This is a genomic window from Pseudomonas sp. A014, from assembly GCF_052378495.1.
Taxonomy (GTDB): Bacteria; Pseudomonadota; Gammaproteobacteria; order Pseudomonadales; family Pseudomonadaceae; genus Aquipseudomonas; species Aquipseudomonas machongensis.
In genome coordinates this window covers 1,651,803-1,670,659 of record NZ_CP199001.1, presented here as the reverse complement: position 1 = coordinate 1,670,659, position 18,857 = coordinate 1,651,803, and the positions used below count along the sequence as shown (strand labels likewise).

Sequence of the window (18,857 nt, the reverse complement as noted above, 5' to 3'; positions counted from 1 at the left end):
AGCCCGGTCGTCATACGGTATCCACCTTCAACGAATGATCGTTGAGCATGCCGTTGATGACGGTCGCGGTATCGTGCCCCGCCGCGATCATGCCTCCCGCTCCCGCCGTCACCCCGTAATGCTGGGCCAGGTCGACACCGGCAAGATCGATGGTCTGGGTCGCCGCAGCGCCCGCCACGCTGCTGACCTCGATGGTCGAGACCACATTGACCCCACTGCCACTGACCTTGAAGTGCAGGTAGTCATCCAGTGACGCCGCCGTGGCGTTCTCGCCCTGCAGCAATTGCGACAGGTCGAGCCGGTCGCTGCCCGGCGTGAAGTCGGTCACCCGGTCGTGCCCGGTGTCGCCTTTCTGCCAGACGAAGGTATCGTTGCCGCTGCCGCCGGTGAGTGTGTCGTTGCCTGGCCCGCCAATGAGGATGTCGTTACCGCCACCGCCGATGAGAATGTCGTCCCCCAGGCCACCGCTGAGCACATTGTCCCCATCGTTGCCGATCAGTGTGTCGTTGTAGTCCGAGCCGATCAGGTTCTCGATGCTGACCAAGGTGTCGAGCCCCGCACCGCCGGTGTTCTGCGCACCGACATGGCCGAGATCGACCGTCACCCCGGCAGTGGCCGACGCGTAGCTGGCGGTGTCATTGCCTGGCCCACCGTCCAGCAGGTCGTTGCCGGGGCCACCGATCAGCAGATCATCCCCCTCCCCGCCATACAGGGCGTCGTTCCCCGCCCCTCCCACCAGCACATCGTGGCCGGCACCACCGTTCAAGGTGTCGTCGCCATTGCCCGCCAGCAGTACATCGTCGCCCGCCGTGCCCTGCAAGGTGTGACCTGCCTGGTAGGTGATGTCCACCGCCCCAGAGGCGCTGCCACCATGGTTGTCGCTGAGCGTGTAGCTGCCTTGGTAGACCTCGTTCTCGGCATGGCTGTAGTCGATCAGCAGGCTCAGCTTGTAGTTCTCCGCCGCCTTGCTGTTGCCCACGGCGTTCTCGCTGTTGATCACATGAATGCTGTACACGCCGTCGTGGCTGGCCGTGAAGCTGCCACCGTCGGCGATGGGCTGGTAGTTGCCGTTGGCATCCTTCCATTCCAGCATCAGGTTGCCTGCCGGGCGGTCATGGTCGAGGCTGAGGCTTTCGCCCTTGCGCAGGGTTACGGTCAATGTGTCCTCATCGTTGGCATTGCCGGTGCTGATCGAACCCAGGTAGCCAGCAATCACCAAGGCCGCCGTCATGGAGCCCGAGACCGCAGTGAAGTCACTGCGCGCCAGGTCCTTGAGCTGGTTCTCGAGCTTGTTGGCGGTGCCGTCGAACTTGAGCGTCTGCACCTGGCTGCCCACCGTGAAGCCCGCGCCCTTGTCGGCAAAGCCCGTGTTGAAGGTGATGGGCGCAGCGCTCAGAGGATCGTGATCCGCATCGCTGTCATTGGCCAGCAGCGCCTCGGCCGGTACGGTGACGCTGGCACCGGCGATGTTGGTGATGATGTGGTCGGCCCCCGCCACCGGGGCGCTGTTGCTGTTGATCTTCACCACCAGGCTGGCACTGCTGGTGTCGCCGTCGTTGTCGCTGACAGAGAAGCCGAATTTCTCGACCTGGCTGCTGCCGGTGTCCTTCGGCGGCGTGTAGGTAAATTCGCCGGTGTCCATGTCCACCAGCAGCGTGCCACCGAGCGCTGTCTTGATCGACAGGGTATTGCCGGTGGTGTCGAAACTGGCCTTGTCCGGGCCACCGGCGACCGTATAGCCGCCCTGGCCGGCGTTGGCTTTCGGGTCGAAGGTGTAGGTGGTGCCATCGACCAGCAGCGCCTTGATAAAGCCGCCATCGGCACCGAAGTGGCCACCGCTCATAAGGCTGCCGGTAATCGGCGCACCTTGTACCGTGCCGGACAGCACTGCGCTGAGCTGGCTCAGATCGGTGACCACCACCGAGTCGGTGTCGACATGGCTGCTGCCATCGTAGGCCAGCGGGTCGAGGTTGGCCTGGTTCACCCCGGTGCCGAGGCCAATGGCGTAGGACTTGATCCCGTTGTTGTCGAGGAAGCTTTCCCAGGCTGTTTCGCGCACGGCGGTCATCGAATGGCCGCTTGTGGGCACGCCGTCGGAGAAGAAGTAGCTGATGTTCTGCGCCCCCGCGATCTTGCCGCTGGTGACAAAGGCTTCCTGCGCCTTGGTCGCGGCGGAGTCGTAGTAGGTCGAGCCGTCGGCGCTCAACCCGGCGACGATGCTCTTGGCCTCGGCGATCGTTACCCAGACCGGCGTCTTGACCCAGGCCCCGGTGGCGAAGGTGACGATCTGCACCTTGATATCGCCCATGTCGTCGTACTTGTCGAGCAAGGCGTTGATCGCCTGCTTGGCCAAGGCCAGACGGCTCAGCCCCTGCACACCAGAGTCAACGTTCATGCTGCCGGAGACATCGATCACCAGCAGGATATTGGAGTCCACCTGGCCGGGCGTGATGCTGCGCTCGGCGCACGCGGCCTTGGGCACATCATCGACGATGGAAATGGCGATGCTGCTGGTGACACTGTTGCCCAGTGAATCGGTGGCCTTGTAGGTGAAGTACTCGACGACTCGATTGGCGCCATCGTCCGCCCCACCCGGCGTTTTCGGTGCCGAAGTCAGGGTGTAGGTGTAGGAGCCGTCGGCGTTGATCTGGATTTGCCCGAACTGGCCGACAGCATTGCCCACCAGGCTATAGGTCAATGCACCAATACCCCCGCCGACCGATCCCACCAGGCTGCCGGAGGCGGTTTCCGCCGTTGAGTGCGGGTCACTGCCCGTGACCGTGCCCGCCGCCAGGTCGTTACCGTCCTTGACCAGGTCGAGCGCTTTCTCGTACACGGTGACGTCACGGTCCTCACAGGCCACCAGCTTGCTGTCCTGCACATTGATGGTGATGGTCGTGGTGCTCTCGTCACCATCGGCATCGCGAATGGTGTAGACGAACACGTCGCTAGCGCCGGCCTTGGACACACTGTCAGGGTTGGCGTGATAAGTCGCATTGCCCTGGGCATCGAGGGTCAGGTAGCCGTACTGGCCCATGACCTGGCTGCCAAGCTGGCCAATTGCCGAAGTCGAAGTATCGGAGCCTGCGCGCACGCCGACCACATACTGACCATCTGCCCGCACATCGGCACCGACAATATCGTTGTCCAGCACATTGCCGCTGACCACACCACCTTCAGTCACGCTGGCCACATCGCAATGGGCCTTGGGTACGTCGTCGACGATGGTGATGACGATGGTGCTGGTGGTCGAGTTACCTACGGAGTCCGTCACTTGATAAGTGAAGGACTCGGTCAGGCTGTTCGCACCGTCATTGACGTTGCCCGGCGTTTTCGGTGCCGAGGTCAATGTGTAGGTGTAGGAACCATCGGCGTTGAGCTGGATCTGGCCAGATTGCCCCGTGGCGTTGCCCACCAGGCTGAAGGTCAGTGCGCCCACACCCCCACCCACCGAGCCCACGAGGCTGCCGGATGCAGTTTCCGCTGTCGAGTGCGGGTCGCTGCCGGTGACATTACCTGCCGCCAGGTCGTTGCCATCCTTGTTCAGGTCCAGTGCTTTTTCATACACCTTCACTTCGCTGTCTTCGCAGGCCACCAGCTTGCTGTCGTGCACGTTGATGGTGATGGTCGTCGTGCTCTCGTCGCCGTCGGCATCGCGGAGGGTGTAGACGAACACGTCGGTAGCGCCGGCCTGGGACACGCTGTTGGGGTTGGCGTGATAGGTCGCATTGCCTTGTGCATCGACGGTCAGGTAGCCGTACTGGCCCATGACCTGGCTACCGACCTGACCAATCGCCGAAGTCGAGGTGTCGGAGCCGGCACGCACGCCGACCACGTACTGGCCGTCCCCCCGCACATCGGCGCCGACAATGTCGTTGTCCAGTACGTTGCCGCTGACCACACCGCCTTCAGTCACGCTGGCCACATCGCAGTGCGCCTTGGGCACATCGTCGACGATGCTGATGACAATGGTGCCAGTAGTCGAATTACCCAGCGAATCCTTCACCTGGTAGGTGAAGGACTCCGTCAGCGTGTTCGCGCCGTCGTTGACGTTGCCCGGCGATGTCGGCGCCGAGGTCAACGTGTAGGTGTAGGAACCATCGGCATTGAGCTGAATCTGCCCGTACTGCCCGGTGGCGTTGCCCACCAGGGTGAAGGTCATCGCCCCGATACCGCCACTCACCGACCCGGCCAGCGAGCCCGACGCCGTCTCGCCTGGGGAATGCGGATCGCTGCCGGTGACGGTACCCGGCGCCAGATCATTGCCATCCTTCACCAGGTCCAGCGCCTTCTCGTACACCGTCACGCCGCCATCAGGCGTCGCGACCAACGAGCAGTCGTGGATATCAATGGTGATGGTGGTGGTGCTCTCGTCACCGTCGGCATCGCGGATGGTGTAGACGAACACATCCGTGGCACCGGGCGGCGCGACGCTGTCGGGGTTGGCATGATAGGTCGCGTTGCCCTGGGCATCGAGGGTCAGGTAGCCATACTGACCGACCACCTGGACGCCGAGTTGGCCGATGGCCGACGTGGAAGTGTCCCCGCCTGCGCGAACCCCGACCACGTATTTGCCATCGGCCACCACATCGGCACCGAACACATCGTTGACCAGTACGTTGCCGCTGACCGTGCCGCCCTCGAAGACATTGGCGAAATCGCTGTGTGCCTTGGGCACGTCGTCGACGATGGTGATGACGATGGTGCTGGTGGTCGAGTTGCCCAGCGAATCCTTCACCTCGTAGGTGAAGCTCTCGGTCAGACTGTTCGGCCCATCATTGACGTTATCCGGCGATTTCGGTGCCGAGGTCAGCGTGTAGGTGTAGGAGCCGTCGGCATTGAGCTGGATCTGGCCATACTGGCCCACCGCGCTGCCCACCAGCGTATAGGTCAGGGCACCGACGCCACCGCTCACGGAACCCGCCAGGCTACCGGAGGCGGTTTCGCCGGTGGAGCTCGGCGCGCTGCCGGTGACGGTACCCGGCGCCAGGTCGTTGCCATCCTTCACCAGGTCCAGCGCCTTCTCGTACACCGTCACGCCATCGTTAGGCCCCGCGATCAGCGAGCAGTCCTTGACGTTGATGGTGATGGTGGTGGTGCTTTCGTCTCCGTCGGTGTCGCGAATGGTATAGACGAACACATCGGTGGCACCGGCCGGCGCCACGGCATTCGGGTTGGCATGGTAGGTGGCGTTGCCGGCGGCATCGATGGTCAGGGTGCCGTACAGGCCACCGATCGCGGTATTGAGATTGCCGATGGCCGAGGTCGAGGTATCGGACCCCGCCCGCGCGCCCACCACCACATTGCTGGTGCCAGCCTGGTCGGCGCCCAACTGATCGTTAAGCAGCACATTGCCGCTGACCGTGCCACCTTCCACCACGCTGGCCGAATCGGGCTGCGCCTGGGGCACGTCGTCGACGATGTTCACATCCAGGGTGGCCGTGGCGCTGCTGCCATCGGTGTCCTGGGCGATCACGCTGAAATGCTCGCTCAGACTGTTGGTGCCCTCGCCCACGGGATGGCCTTCGTTATCGAGCAAGGTGTAGCTGTAGCTGACCACGCCGGTGGTCGGGTTGTAGCCGGTGATGGTCAGGGTGTTGCCCAGCGCGGTCGTGATCGACTGCGGGAAGCCCGCTACCAGGCCTCCGCTGACCACGCTGATACCGCCGACCGTCAGGGTCTGCAGGCCGTCCGGTGCACTGACGGTAAAGCTGCCGCTCTGGGTCAGGGCAGTGCTATCCGGCGCACTGCCGTTGCTCAAGTGCTTCTCGTAGACCGTCAGTTCACCGCCCTTCACATCCAGGCCACCGAGCGTTACCGGATCGTCGAGGTTGGTGATGTTCAGGGTCAGGGTCGCACTGCTGGTGTCACCGTCCGCATCCTTCAGGGTGTAGGTGAAGGTCTCGACGCCATGTCCGCCACCGTTGAGGTTCTTGAAGTCCGCATCCTCGGGGTTGAGCGTGTAGGTGTAGGAGCCGTCCGCAGCGAGCACCAGGGTGCCGTAGGTTCCGACGTAGGTACCGGCTACCACGGGGCCGCCGACCACCCGATCGGCGCCCTGGACGTCGTTGTCCAGCACGTTGCCGGTAAGTTGGGTGTGCTGCTCGGTGGCAGTGACCGCATTGGTGTCGTTGACCGCCGTGGGCACATCGTCGCGAATGATCACGTCCAGCGAACCACTGGCCACATCGCCATCCGTGTCGCTGACCAGCACCGGGAAATGCTCGCCGAGTTCGTTGTTGCCCGCTCCGTCCGCATGCTGCTCGGCGCCGGTGAGGGTGTAGCTGTAGCTGACCACGCCCGTGGACGGGTTGTAACCGGTGATGGTGAGGATGTTGCCAAGGCCCGTGGTGATCGACTGGCCCACGCCGGTCACCACCCCGGCAGTCACCACGTTGATACCACCGACGCTGAGGTTGAACACACCATCCGGCGCGACCACGGTGAAGCTGCCGGACTGGGTCAGGGCCGCCGGGTTGCTGGCCGACCCCAACGGCAGGTTCGCTTCGTTGAGAGTCAGTTCGGCGGGGCTCAGGTCGAGCCCGCGCAGGGTCACAGGATTGTCCGGCGGTGTGACAGGCGGATTTACAGGAGGATTGATCGGAGGAATGGCCGGAGGCCCGAACGGCCCTGCGTTGTTGTCGACATCCAGGGTACCGATGTAGCGGTTGGCCAGTTCCGGAATACCGTTGAAGCCTGCGGTAGGGAAGCCGATGGTCGGATCGACCCGCCCGGCCACTTCGGTCAGCAACACGAAGCTGTGCCCGCCCCCCAAGGCCCCGGGCGCGCCATTGGCGGCAGGCCCGGCGGCGGGTGCCTCGCCCTCCTGCGTCGGGTCGGCACCTGCGGCAATGGCTTGTTGCAGGCGCTCGACATCGCTGAGCTGCGCCTGGCTGGGCAGCGTATCAGGGGCATGTACGTGGGGAGCTCGATTGGCCAACAGGTCAGGAGTCATCTCCAGGCTGCTGCCTCGTCCCAACGTCAGCTCGGCGCCGTTGTGCAAACGTACGGCCACAGCACCCGCGGCTCCGGTTTCCAGCTGCTCGCCCGCGAACAGCCGATCGCCCTCCACCAGCAGGCGCTTGGCACCGTCGCTGCCCACCGCGAATACCTGACCTATGACCTTGCTGACCACGCCAATTGATTTAGCCATGAACGCACGCCTCCCCTGCCGATTGGCTTTCTGCAGTGGCGGACAGGCCAGGTAATGCGGGAAGCGATCCTTTGCGGGTCTCGCGTCTGTCACAAGGGTGAGAAATCGCCTTCACCAAGACAGCTCAACACGTGCGGTAGTGGTAATTGGCCATTATTCTAATGCCAATTTTTTGTCGCCAAATTCCGCCGTTGTTGTCCTCTCCAGGGTCCTTAGCTGCAAAAAATCTGGAACTTTCTCAGAAGCCCGGAAATCAGGTACTGCAGCCGATTTACCCGAGCGCTTGAATAGAACAATGTCTCGGTTTGCTTAGACCGCATAAGTTTTTTTTCGCATAGACCTTATGAAAAAATCTTCTTAGCTCGCCCGTTAAATGTTCTTAGCTCTGTTGTTACAAACCTGAAACGGTTTCAACTCAATTTTTCGTCATTTTTTTGGCGAATAGCAGGATCTTTTTAAAGACCAGGGAGAAGTACCCCATGCGCGTGTTAACCCCCATCACCAGTGCGATTCTGTTGGCCATGGCCTGTGCCAACGCTCAGGCGATGTCGATCACCGAGGCTGTCCAGAGCGCCGTGGACTACCACCCTCAGATCAGCTCCAATCGCAACAGCAAGCTGTCGGCCGATGAGGATGTGAAGTTCGCGCGCGGAGGCTACTTCCCCACGGTCGACCTGGTGGCCGGCTATGGCCGTCAGCGCTCGGACAACCTCAATACGCGCGGCATCAACCCCGACGGCACGCGTAACCACAACAAGGAAACCCTCAACTACACACAGTCCGAACTGCGCCTGCGGCAAATGATCTTCGACGGCTTCAACACCTCCAACGAAGTCGGGCGTACCGAATCGGTGGCCACCTCGCGCGCGTACTACACCCAGGCCATCGCCCAGGATGTCGCCCTGCGCGCCATCGAGGTGTACCTGGAAGTACTCAAGCGCCGTGAGCTGGTGACCCTGGCCAAGAACAACCTGCAGGCGCACCTGCGCGTCAACGACCAGATCGGCCTGCGCAGCGAACGCGGTGTCGGCAGCACCGCCGACCTCGACCAGTCCCGCGCCCGTCGCGCCCTGGCGGAAAACAACCTGGACACCGCCGAGGTCGACCTGGCCGACGCCGAGGCCAACTTCTACAGCGTCATCGGCCGCCAGCCGGACGAACTGGAAACGCCGACCTCGATCAAGATCCAGATGCCCGGCACCCTAGACGAAGCCCGCCAGGGCATGCGCGAGAACAACCCGTACCTCAAGTCCGCCCAGGCCGATGTCAACGCGGCGGAGAAACAGTACGAAGTGGCCAAGTCGCCGTTCTATCCACGCCTGGACGCAGTGCTGGCCACCGGCGCCAACAACAACCTGGGCGGCGAGCGCGGCCACAGCAACAACGACTGGCAGGCCGGCGTCGAGCTCAGCTACAACCTGTTCCGTGGCGGCAGCGACAAGGCGCGCTTGCAGTCCGATGCGCACAAGATCAACCAGGCCATGGACATCCGCAACAATGCCCTGCGCGAGCTCACCGAGAACCTGAGCCTGGCCTGGAACGCCATGAACAACGCGCGCAAGCAGACCCCTAGCGCCCGCGAATACGCCGAGACCACTCAACGCGTACGCGGTGCCTACCAGGACCAGTTCGGCCTGGGCCAGCGCACCCTGCTCGACGTGCTCGACAGCGAGAACGAGCTGTACAACGCCAACCGCCGCTACACCGAGGTGCGCTACACCGAAGAGTTCTCCATGTACCGGGTGCTGGCGACCATGGGCGAGTTGCTGAGCAAGCAGCGCATCTCGCTGCCACCGGAAGCCATCGCCAAGACCGACGTACGCAATGAGGCGCAGTTGCCCGACATGCGCTAGGCCCTGCATCAGGCGGCTGTAGACCTCTGCAGCCGCCTCCCGTCCACCGCGGCAGGAGTAGGCCATCGTGACCAGTATGCAAAGCACGCAGCCCACCCTGGCTGCGGATGATCCGTTGCTCGATGGCCTGCTGATCCTGTGCAAGGTTCATGGGTGCCCGGCCAGCCGTGCCAGCCTGTGCGCCGGCCTGCCGCTGGCCGACCAGCGCCTGAGCCTCGAACTGCTGCCCCGCGCCGCCGCCCGCGCCGGCCTGCAGGCGCGCGTACTGCGCCGCGAACTGAGCGCCATCAATACACTGAACCTGCCGGTACTGTTGCTGCTCGGCGATGGACGCAGCGCCGTGCTGCAACGCTGGAGCGAAGATGGACGGGCACTGATCCTGCCGTGCGAGGCCGACGGTGGCGAGCAATGGGTCGAGCGCCAGGCGCTGGAGCAGGCCTACAGCGGGCAAGCCCTGTTCGCCCGCCCGCGACATACCCTCGAAGACCTGCGTACGCCAATGCTGCCAAGGGTCGAAGCCTGGTTTCGCGACACCCTCAAGCATTCGCGCTGGCTGTACAGCGATGCCCTGCTGGCCAGCCTTCTGATCAACCTGCTCGGGCTGATGGTGCCGCTGTTCGTGATGCAGACCTACGACCGCGTGGTGCCCAACCAGGCCCTCTCGACCCTGTGGGTGCTGGTCATCGGCCTGTTCATCGGTACCGCCTTCGAATTGGTGCTGCGCATGGTCCGCGCGCACCTGCTGGACCAGGCCGGCAAGAAGACCGACCTGATCCTGTCGGCCACGCTGTTCGAACGCATCACCGGCATGGCCATGAAAGCACGTCCGGCCAGCATCGGCGGCTTCGCCCAGAGCATCCACGACTTCCAGGGCCTGCGCGAATTCCTCACCGCCGTGACCCTGACCAGCATCATCGACCTGCCCTTCGTGGTGCTGATGTTGCTGGTCATCGGCCTGCTCGGCGGCTGGCTGGTGCTGATCCCGCTGGTCGCCTTCCCACTGGCGGTGGGCGTGGCGTTGTTCATCCAGATACGCCTGCGCGATACGGTGCAGAAAAGCCTGAGCCTCGGCGCCGTGCGCCAGGCCTTGCTGATCGAAACCCTTGGCGGCCTGGAAACCCTCAAGGCCTGCGGCGCCGAAAGCGAGCGCCAATACCAGTGGGAACACACCAACGGCGCCATCGCCCGTCTCGAAGCCCACGCCCGCAACCTGTCGGCCATGGCCAGCAACGGCACGCTGTTCATCCAGCAGTTCTGCGGCATGGCCACCATCGTCGCGGGGGTCTATTCGATCATCGCCGGCAGCCTCAGCGTGGGCGCGCTGGTCGCCTGCTACATGCTCGGCAGCCGGGTGCTGGCGCCACTGGGCCAGATCGCCGGGCTGATCACCCGTTACCAACAAGCACAACTGACCATGCGCAGCACCGACGCACTGATGAGCTTGCCGCAGGAGCGCCAACCCGGTCAGCAGGCGCTGGAGCATACGGTGCTGCAAGGCGGCCTGGGCATCAGCCACGTGACGTTCCGCTATCCCGGTCAGGTCGCCGCGGCACTGAACGATATCAACCTGTCGATCAAGCCCGGCGAGCGCATCGGCATCATCGGCCGCAGCGGTTCGGGCAAGAGCACGCTCGGGCGATTGTTGATGGGGTTTCACCACCCTGACGAAGGCCAGGTACTGCTGGACAACCTCGACCTGCGCCAGCTGGATATCGCCGACCTGCGCAATCAGCTTGGCTATGTCGCCCACGACATGCCCCTGCTGGCAGGCAGCCTGCGCGACAACCTGACCCTGGGCGCACGCCACGTCAGCGATGCGCGCATGCTCGAAGTCGCCGAGTTGACCGGTGTCAGCGAACTGGCCCGCCAACACCCGCAGGGCTTCGACCGTCCGCTGGGCGAGCGCGGCCAACTGCTCTCCGGCGGCCAGCGCCAGGCTGTCCTGCTGGCCCGCGCACTGTTGCTGGAGCCGCCGATCCTGATCCTGGACGAACCTACCAGTCACATGGACAACAGCAGCGAAGACCAGCTGCGCCAACGCCTGCTGGCCTGGGTGCCCGGCAAGACCCTGCTGCTGGTCACCCACCGCAGCTCGATGCTCAGCCTGGTGGACCGGCTGGTGGTGCTGGACAACGGCAAGGTGGTGGCCGACGGGCCGAAGGACGCGGTGATCGATGCCCTGCGCAAAGGCCGTATCGGCGCAGCCCTGTAAACGACGTCAAGAACGGCGCTGCCACAGGCACCGTGGTTTTCATCGGAGGTAGACATGCCCCTCAGCCAAAGTGTCCGCAGCCACCTCCCCGGCGCCGACAAGCATGCCGAGCGCGACTACATGCCGGAGCTGGCCGGTGCCACCCTGCAGGACTCGCCGCGGCTGTCGCGCATCACGGTGTGGCTGGCAGCGGCGCTGTTGCTGGTAGCGCTGGTCTGGGCCAAGTTCGCCGTGCTCGACGAGGTCACGGTCGGCGAAGGCAAGGCCATCCCCTCGAGCAAGGTGCAGGTGATCCAGAACCTCGAAGGCGGCATCGTCACCGAGATCTTCGTGCGCGAAGGGCAGATGGTCGACAAGGGCGCCACCCTGCTGCGCCTGGACGACACCCGCTTCAAGTCGAACAAGGGCGAAAGCGAAGCCGACCGCTATGCCCTGACCGCACAGGTCGAGCGCCTGTCCGCCGAAGCCGAAGGGCGGCCCTTCGCGCTGTCGGAAGAAGTTCGCGCCAAGGCACCGCAGGTGGCCGAAGACGAAATCGCCCTCTATCAATCACGCCAGCGCCGGCTCGCCAGCGAGAAGCAGACGCTCAACGAACAACTGCGGCAGAAGACCCAGGAACTCGCCGAATTCCGCTCCAAGGTCGAGCAGTACCGCTCGGCCGTCGGCCTGCTGCAGCAGGAGCTGGACATGTCGTCGCCCTTGGTGAGCAAGGGCGCCATTTCGCCGGTGGAGATCCTGCGCCTCAAGCAGCGCAGCGTCGAAGCCCGCGGCCAACTGAACGCGACCAACCTGGCCATCCCTCGCGCCGAAGCGGCCATCGCCGAGATTCGCAGCAAGATCCAGGAGTCCGACGCGAGTTTTCGCTCCGACGCCGCCAAGGAGCTCAACGACAAGCGCACGGAGCTGTCGAAGATCACCGCCACCAGCATTGCCATCGACGACCGGGTCAACCGCACCACCGTGGTGTCGCCGGTACGGGGCATCGTCAAGCTGCTCAAGGTCAACACCATCGGCGGCGTGGTCCAGCCCGGCAGCGACCTGGTGGAGATCGTCCCGATCGAGGACAACCTGCTGATCGAAGCCAAGGTGCGCCCGCAGGACGTGGCGTTTCTGCATCCGGGGCAGGTGGCGATGGTCAAGTTCAGTGCCTACGACTACACCATCTATGGCGGGCTCAAAGCCACGCTCGAGCTGATCAGCGCCGACACCGTCACCGACGACAAGGGCAATGCGTTCTACCTGATCCAGGTGCGCACCGAGAAAAACCATTTGGGCGGGGACAACAAGCCGCTGCTGATCATCCCGGGGATGACCGCGACGGTGGACATCATCACCGGGCAGAAGAGCGTGCTGGATTACCTGCTCAAGCCGGTGATGAAGGCCCGGACCGAGGCGATGCGTGAGCGGTGAGGGTCTTGGGATTGGTGGTGACCATCATTCTCCCCCATGATTCCGAGCAAAGGTCTCAGCCCCCATGGCGCTGATCTGCCCCTCGATCAATGCCTCGAACGGCCTGAGCAATTCATCGAAATTCGCGGGCTGCTCCAACACATTCAGCGCCTGCACCACCGCTTCGATGGTCGACACCGCACCTGCCTCCGGCGCCTTGCGCAGTCGGTAGCGCGATGGCGCCACGTCAGCCAGTGTCACCCGCGGCAACCCCTCCAGCAGCGGGTTGAGGTACAGCAACTTGCGTGCCTTGCGCCAGGTCCCGTCTGGGACGATCAGCAGCAACGGCAACGCATCGCCTTCGCCATAGGCCGACACCACCTCGGCCTGCTCGCCCGGGAACAGCAGCACCGGACGATAGCCGGGAGTGGCCAGCAGTGCGGGCAGATCCTCGAAGACCTCACCAATCAACAGTTCGGCATTGCGCAGCCCCAAAGCCGCCAGGCGGGCGGTGTTCAGGGCGTGGCTGGTTTCACTGGGGTGCTGCAGCAGGACCACACGGGTGCGGCTGTCTATTGATGGGATCAGTGAGCAGAGGCAATGGGCGAGCGGGCGCTGGCAGCGTTCGCAGCGGGGTCTGGGCATGGGGGTCTCCGTTGGCGGAGGGATTTTGCCATATGCCGGGGCTATATGCCGGAAATCGGGGCCCGCCTTGCGGGCCATTCGCGGGACAAGTCAGGACGCCGAACCGCCGCTCCCACAGGACAGCACCACGCGCCTCGAATGCGGCGCTGTCCTGTGGGAGCGGCGGTTCGGCGTCCCGACTTGTCCCGCGATGGGCCGAGCAGCGGCCCCAGGATCTGTGCAGCTACACAGGATGCAGGGGCTGCTACAGCAGATCGCAGTGCCTGGCGGGAGCAGGTTTGTAGGCGTCGCCATTCCCCTCTAACGATTGAACCGCTCCGCCAGGCTATGCAGGTACTCCGCCATCCGCTCCAGGTCCTGACTGATCTCGGCACCCTGCTTCGCCTGCCCGGCGCTTTCGTCGCACAGGTGGGCAATGCGCACGATCTGCTGGTTGATATCCTCCGCCACATGGCTCTGCTGCTCGGACGCAGTCGCCATCTGCTGGCTCATACCGGTAATGCGGCTCACCGCCTGGACGATGCCGGCCAGTGCCGACTGCACCGCCTCGACGCTGTGCACGCTGTCGCGGGAAATCTGCTCGCCGCGGCTGGCGCTGCTCACCGCACGCTCGGCACCGGCACGCAGCGAGGCGATGATCTGGTGGATTTCCTCGGTGGAGGTGCGGGTGCGCTGGGCCAGCGAGCGCACCTCGTCGGCCACCACCGCAAAGCCCCTGCCCTGTTCCCCGGCGCGCGCCGCTTCGATTGCGGCATTGAGCGCCAGCAGGTTGGTCTGCTCGGCGATCGAGGTGATCACATCCACCACACTGCCGATCGATTGGGTCTGCTCGGCCAGGGCATTGACCGCCTGGCCGATGTCGTTCACCGCCTCGCTCATGCTGCCCATGGCCCGCAGGCTCTGCTGGGCCAGGTCACTGCCCTGCTGCGCCAGCTGGTCGGCATCGCCGGCCGCATGGGCAGTGCTCTGCACGTTATGGGTGACCTGCTGGATGGTCGCCGCCATCTGCGCGATGGCGGTGGCCGACTGGTCTGTTTCGCTGCGCTGTCGGTCGAGCATCTGCGCCTGGGCATCAGACAGTTCTGCTGACTGTGCGGCCCGTGACTTGACCCCAACGCCAGCGTCCACCAGCCGCGTGAGCGCAGTCTGCAGACGTGCCTCTTCGCTGATGATCGCCAGGTCGAGCTGGCCGCGCAGACCGGGGTTGTCACTGTAGGTCAGGGCAACCAGCGGGCTGGTGAAGGCCTTGGGATGCTCGGCCAGGGTACGGCGGATGGCCTGGTTCTGCCGGTGCTCGATCAGGTACCAGGCACTGAACAGGCTGACCATCAGCAGGCCCAGCGCCGCATAGGGCGGTAGCCACAGGTAGCCTGCCGCCGCAATCAGCCCGGCACCCACCAGTGGCCAGCCAGTCCCCAGGCCATGCGCCAGCCGCGCGGCCCAGGGCACTGGCGAGCGTTCGGCCCGCAGGCGTGCGTACAACGCTTCGGCACGACGAATCTGTTCGCGAGTCGGCACCGAACGCACTGATTCGTAGCCACTGATGCGGCCGTTCTCGTAGACCGCCGTGACATAGGCGCTGACCCAGTAGAAGTCGCCGTTCTTGGCGCGGTTCTTCACCACCCCCATCCACGGCTTGCCCTGCTTGATGGTTTCCCACATATGGCCGAATACCGACGGCGGCATGTCGGGATGGCGCACCAGGTTGTGCGGCTGCCCCACCAACTCGTCGTAGGTGAATCCGCTGATCGCCACGAACGCATCGTTGCAGTAGGTGATCCGGCTGTTCAGGTCGGTGGTGGAAATCAACCGCTGCTCGCTGGAGAACGTTCTTTCATGCTCGGTTACGGGCAGATTCGTGCGCATCTCGGGCGGTCCTTGCTTGTGTAGACGAGGGGGAAATTTCATCAAAGCAAGTAAAGGTTTAGCAGAGCATTTTCACGTGCGGGATGAGCATTTGTAAGAAAAGTTCCCGACCTGACGGAATGTATTTTCGGCAACGCCGATCAGCCCACATTCAATTGCGACTTGAGCAGGTCACGGAAGGTCTGGATCAACGGTTCGCGGCTGCGCCCACGCCGGATGATCAACGAAAATGGCGCCTGATAGCCGAAGGTAGACGGCGATAACACCCGCAGATCACCTTTGTCTGCCCAGGCCTGGGCATAGTGCTCGGGCAGGTAACCGATGTAGGCACCGGACAGGATCAGGATCAACTGTGCCTCCATGCTTTCCACGGTCGCGGCGCTGTGCTTGAAGCCGTGACGGGCCAGTTCCGCCTGGCTCCAGTAACCGCGCCCGACCATGCGCTGCTGGGTGATGACCTGCGCCGGAATGCGCCGCTCGCTGAACAGCGGGTGGCGGCTGCTGCAGTAAAGCCAGTGCTGCTCGCGGTACAACGGCTGGTACACCAGGCCGCTCATGCGCGAAGAAAAGGCGCCGATGGCCAGGTCCAGGCGGTTGTCCTGCACACCCAGCTGCAGCTCGTAAGGGCTGGAAACCGACAGGTGCAAGTGCACGGCCGGGTGCTCCTGGCTGTAGGCGCCGATCGCCTCGGCCAGGGGCAGCGCGCGATCGCCGACGGTGGAGTCGATCACCCCCAGGTTGAGGGTGCCGCGCAGCTCACCCTTGAGCGCCGCAGCGTATTGCTCGAAACCGTCGAGCTCGCCCAGCAGGCGCAAGGTCTCCTGGTGGAACAGCTCACCCTTGCTGGTCAGGCTGAAACCACCACGGCCGCGGTGGCACAGCACCAGGCCCAGGGCACTTTCCAGCTGGCTCATGTAGGTGCTGATGGCCGACGTGGAAAGGTTGAGGTCACGCTGGGCGTTGGCGAAACCTTGGTGACGCACCACGCTGACGAAGATGCGCAGCAGTTTCAGGTCGGGCAGCGATGAGGCCATGGCGCACAGGTTCCGCAGACTGGAAATCCGTCAGAGTCTACCGCGCCTTCGTCGCGATAGTTCAGAAATTCCTGAAGTAAGTATTTGTCGGTAGCGATTCTTCCGGCGCACTACCTTGCGCAGACTTGGCCGAAATGTCCCTGGTCGCCGGCGCCTTCGCGCTTGCCGAGCGTGCCGCGACACAGGTTCGAACAAACAGAACAATCGACCGACTGATGAGGCCCACCGTGGACAAGATTCTCCACCAACCACTGGGCGGCAACGAAATGCCGCGTTTCGGCGGCATCGCCACCATGCTCCGCCTCCCCCACCTGCAAAGCGCCGAAGGCCTGGACGCCGCCTTCATCGGCGTGCCGCTGGACATCGGCACCTCGCTGCGCTCCGGTACCCGCTTCGGCCCGCGGCAGATCCGCGCCGAATCGGTGATGATCCGCCCGTACAACATGGCCACCGGCGCCGCCCCGTTCGACTCGCTGTCGGTCGCCGACATCGGTGACGTGGCGATCAACACCTTCAACCTGCTCGACGCCGTACGCATCATCGAAGAAGCCTACGACGAGATCCTCGAACACAACGTCATCCCCATGACCCTGGGTGGCGACCACACCATCACCCTGCCGATCCTGCGCGCCCTGCATAAGAAGCACGGCAAGATCGGCCTGGTGCACATCGACGCCCACGCCGACGTCAACGATCATATGTTCGGCGAGAAGATCGCCCACGGCACCACCTTCCGCCGCGCTGTCGAGGAAGGCCTGCTGGACTGCGACCGCGTGGTGCAGATCGGCCTGCGCGCCCAGGGCTATACCGCCGATGACTTCAACTGGAGCCGCCGCCAGGGCTTCCGTGTGGTGCAGGCCGAAGAGTGCTGGCACAAATCGCTGGAGCCGCTGATGGCCGAAGTGCGCGAGAAGGTCGGCGGTGGCCCGGTGTACCTGTCGTTCGACATCGACGGCATCGACCCGGCCTGGGCGCCAGGCACCGGCACCCCGGAAATCGGCGGCCTGACCACCATCCAGGCGATGGAAATCATCCGCGGTTGCCACGGCCTGGACCTGATCGGCTGCGACCTGGTCGAGGTCTCGCCACCGTACGACACCACCGGCAACACCTCGCTGCTGGGCGCCAACCTGTTGTTCGAAATGCTCTGCGTGCTTCCCGGCGTAGTGCGTCGCTGATCACCTGAAACACCTGCAATACCCAGGCAGGAGCCGTGGGACAGGGCCATAGAGGCCCGCCAACACTCGATGAGGAGCGCCGGACGCGGTGAGAGCGTCCGAGCGATCGATCTCGCATAATAAAGATAATCGGAGACACCCATGGCCTTGGACATCATTGTTGTACTGATCTACGCCGCTGGCATGCTCGGGCTTGGCTGGTACGGCATGCGGCGTGCGAAGACCCACGAAGACTACCTGGTCGCCGGACGCAATCTCGGCCCGACCCTCTACATGGGCACCATGGCCACCACCGTGCTCGGCGGTGCATCCACCGTCGGCACCGTGCGCTTGGGCTATGTCCACGGCATTTCCGGTTTCTGGCTGTGCGCGGCCCTGGGCCTGGGCATCATCGCCCTGAACCTGTTCCTCGCCAAACCGCTGCTGCGCCTGCGCATCTTCACCGTGACCCAGGTCCTGGAGCGCCGCTACAACCCGATGGCGCGCCAGGCCAGTGCAGTGATCATGCTGGCCTACGCGCTGATGATCGGCGTGGTCTCCACGCTGGCCATGGGCACCGTGCTGCAAGTGCTGCTCGATGTGCCGTTCTGGATGGCCTTGCTGTTCGGCGGTGGCGTGGTGGTGGTCTACTCGACCATCGGCGGCATGTGGTCGCTGACCCTCACCGACATCGTGCAGTTCGTCATCAAGACCGTGGGCCTGATGTTCATCCTCCTGCCGGTGTGCCTGTACAAGGCCGGTGGCTGGGATGCACTGGTGGCCAAGCTGCCGGCGGCGAGCTTCCAGCTCACCACCATCGGCTGGGACACCATCATCACCTACTTCCTGATCTACTTCTTCGGCATCCTGATCGGCCAGGACATCTGGCAGCGTGTGTTCACCGCACGTGACGAGAAAGTCTGCCAGCGCGCCGGCACCGCCGCAGGCGTGTACTGCGTGATCTACGGCCTGGCCTGCGCGCTGATCGGCATGGCCGCCCACGTGCTGATGCCAGACCTGGCCAACCCGAACAACGCCTTCGCCGAAATGATCAAGACCACCCTGCCCGACGGCATCCGTGGCCTGCTGATGGCGGCGGCACTGGCGGCGATGATGTCGACCGCAAGCGCCGGCCTGCTGGCGGCGTCCACCACCCTGACCGAAGACCTGCTGCCCAAGCTGCGTGGTGGCAAGCGCTCGAGCCTGGGCGTGAACCGCCTGTTCACCCTGCTCACTGGCGTGGCCGTGCTGGTGATCGCCCTGGCGGTGAACGATGTGATCAGTGCCCTCACCCTGGCCTACAACCTGCTGGTTGGTGGCATGCTGATCCCGCTGATCGGGGCGATCTTCTGGAAACGCGCCACCACTCCAGGCGCAATCGCCAGCATGTCGCTGGGCTTTGCCACCGCGCTGTTCTTCATGTTCAAGGACGGCCTGGATGCCAACTCGCCGATCTACTACAGCCTGGCGGTGGGCCTGGTGAGCTTTGTCGTGGTCAGCCTGATGTCGCGTAAACCGACGGCTGCGGTGAACCTGGCCTGATCTCCA

Annotated in this window: 9 protein-coding genes; 5 read left to right on the top strand and 4 right to left on the bottom strand. The window is 64.0% G+C overall.

Going from position 1 to position 18,857, the window contains the following annotated elements; all coding sequences use genetic code 11:
* Window positions 1–10: 10 nt before the first annotated feature.
* Window positions 11–7,153: a retention module-containing protein gene (locus ACTYOL_RS07875; protein ID WP_444757752.1), complete on the bottom strand. Its 7,143-nt coding sequence runs from the start codon at window positions 7,151–7,153 to the stop codon at window positions 11–13.
* 479 nt (window positions 7,154–7,632) lie between these two features.
* On the opposite strand from ACTYOL_RS07875, the gene ACTYOL_RS07870 reads away from it, so the two are divergent.
* The 3 genes from ACTYOL_RS07870 (at window position 7,633) to ACTYOL_RS07860 (ending at window position 12,628) form a co-directional block, all read left to right on the top strand.
* Window positions 7,633–9,006 carry a TolC family outer membrane protein gene (locus ACTYOL_RS07870; protein ID WP_125930456.1) on the top strand — a complete coding sequence of 458 codons (1,374 nt, stop codon included), beginning with the start codon at window positions 7,633–7,635 and terminating at the stop codon, window positions 9,004–9,006.
* 76 nt (window positions 9,007–9,082) lie between these two features.
* Entirely contained in the window at window positions 9,083–11,218 is a 2,136-nt protein-coding gene (locus tag ACTYOL_RS07865) for a type I secretion system permease/ATPase (protein ID WP_153773511.1), read from the top strand.
* Between the two features lie 54 nt (window positions 11,219–11,272).
* A complete protein-coding gene (locus ACTYOL_RS07860) occupies window positions 11,273–12,628 on the top strand; it encodes an HlyD family type I secretion periplasmic adaptor subunit (protein ID WP_153773484.1) in 1,356 nt (451 codons plus the stop codon).
* 24 nt (window positions 12,629–12,652) lie between these two features.
* On the opposite strand, the gene ACTYOL_RS07855 is transcribed toward ACTYOL_RS07860, so the two are convergent.
* The 3 genes from ACTYOL_RS07855 to ACTYOL_RS07845 form a co-directional block, all read right to left on the bottom strand.
* A complete protein-coding gene (locus ACTYOL_RS07855; protein WP_444757751.1) occupies window positions 12,653–13,252 on the bottom strand; it encodes a tRNA-uridine aminocarboxypropyltransferase in 600 nt (199 codons plus the stop codon).
* Between the two features lie 300 nt (window positions 13,253–13,552).
* Window positions 13,553–15,118, bottom strand: coding sequence for a methyl-accepting chemotaxis protein (locus ACTYOL_RS07850; protein WP_125930460.1), 1,566 nt, complete (start codon window positions 15,116–15,118; stop codon window positions 13,553–13,555).
* A gap of 140 nt (window positions 15,119–15,258) precedes the next feature.
* Complete coding sequence (locus ACTYOL_RS07845; protein WP_112897730.1) at window positions 15,259–16,152, bottom strand: LysR family transcriptional regulator; 894 nt, start codon at window positions 16,150–16,152, stop codon at window positions 15,259–15,261.
* 227 nt (window positions 16,153–16,379) lie between these two features.
* Here ACTYOL_RS07845 and speB point away from each other — a divergent pair, with 227 nt between their 5' ends.
* Window positions 16,380–17,330 (top strand): agmatinase, encoded by a 951-nt coding sequence (gene speB / locus ACTYOL_RS07840; protein WP_063543768.1) that lies wholly within the window; start codon window positions 16,380–16,382, stop codon window positions 17,328–17,330.
* A gap of 141 nt (window positions 17,331–17,471) precedes the next feature.
* Entirely contained in the window at window positions 17,472–18,851 is a 1,380-nt protein-coding gene (locus ACTYOL_RS07835; protein WP_063543766.1) for a sodium:solute symporter, read from the top strand.
* Window positions 18,852–18,857: the final 6 nt, after the last annotated feature.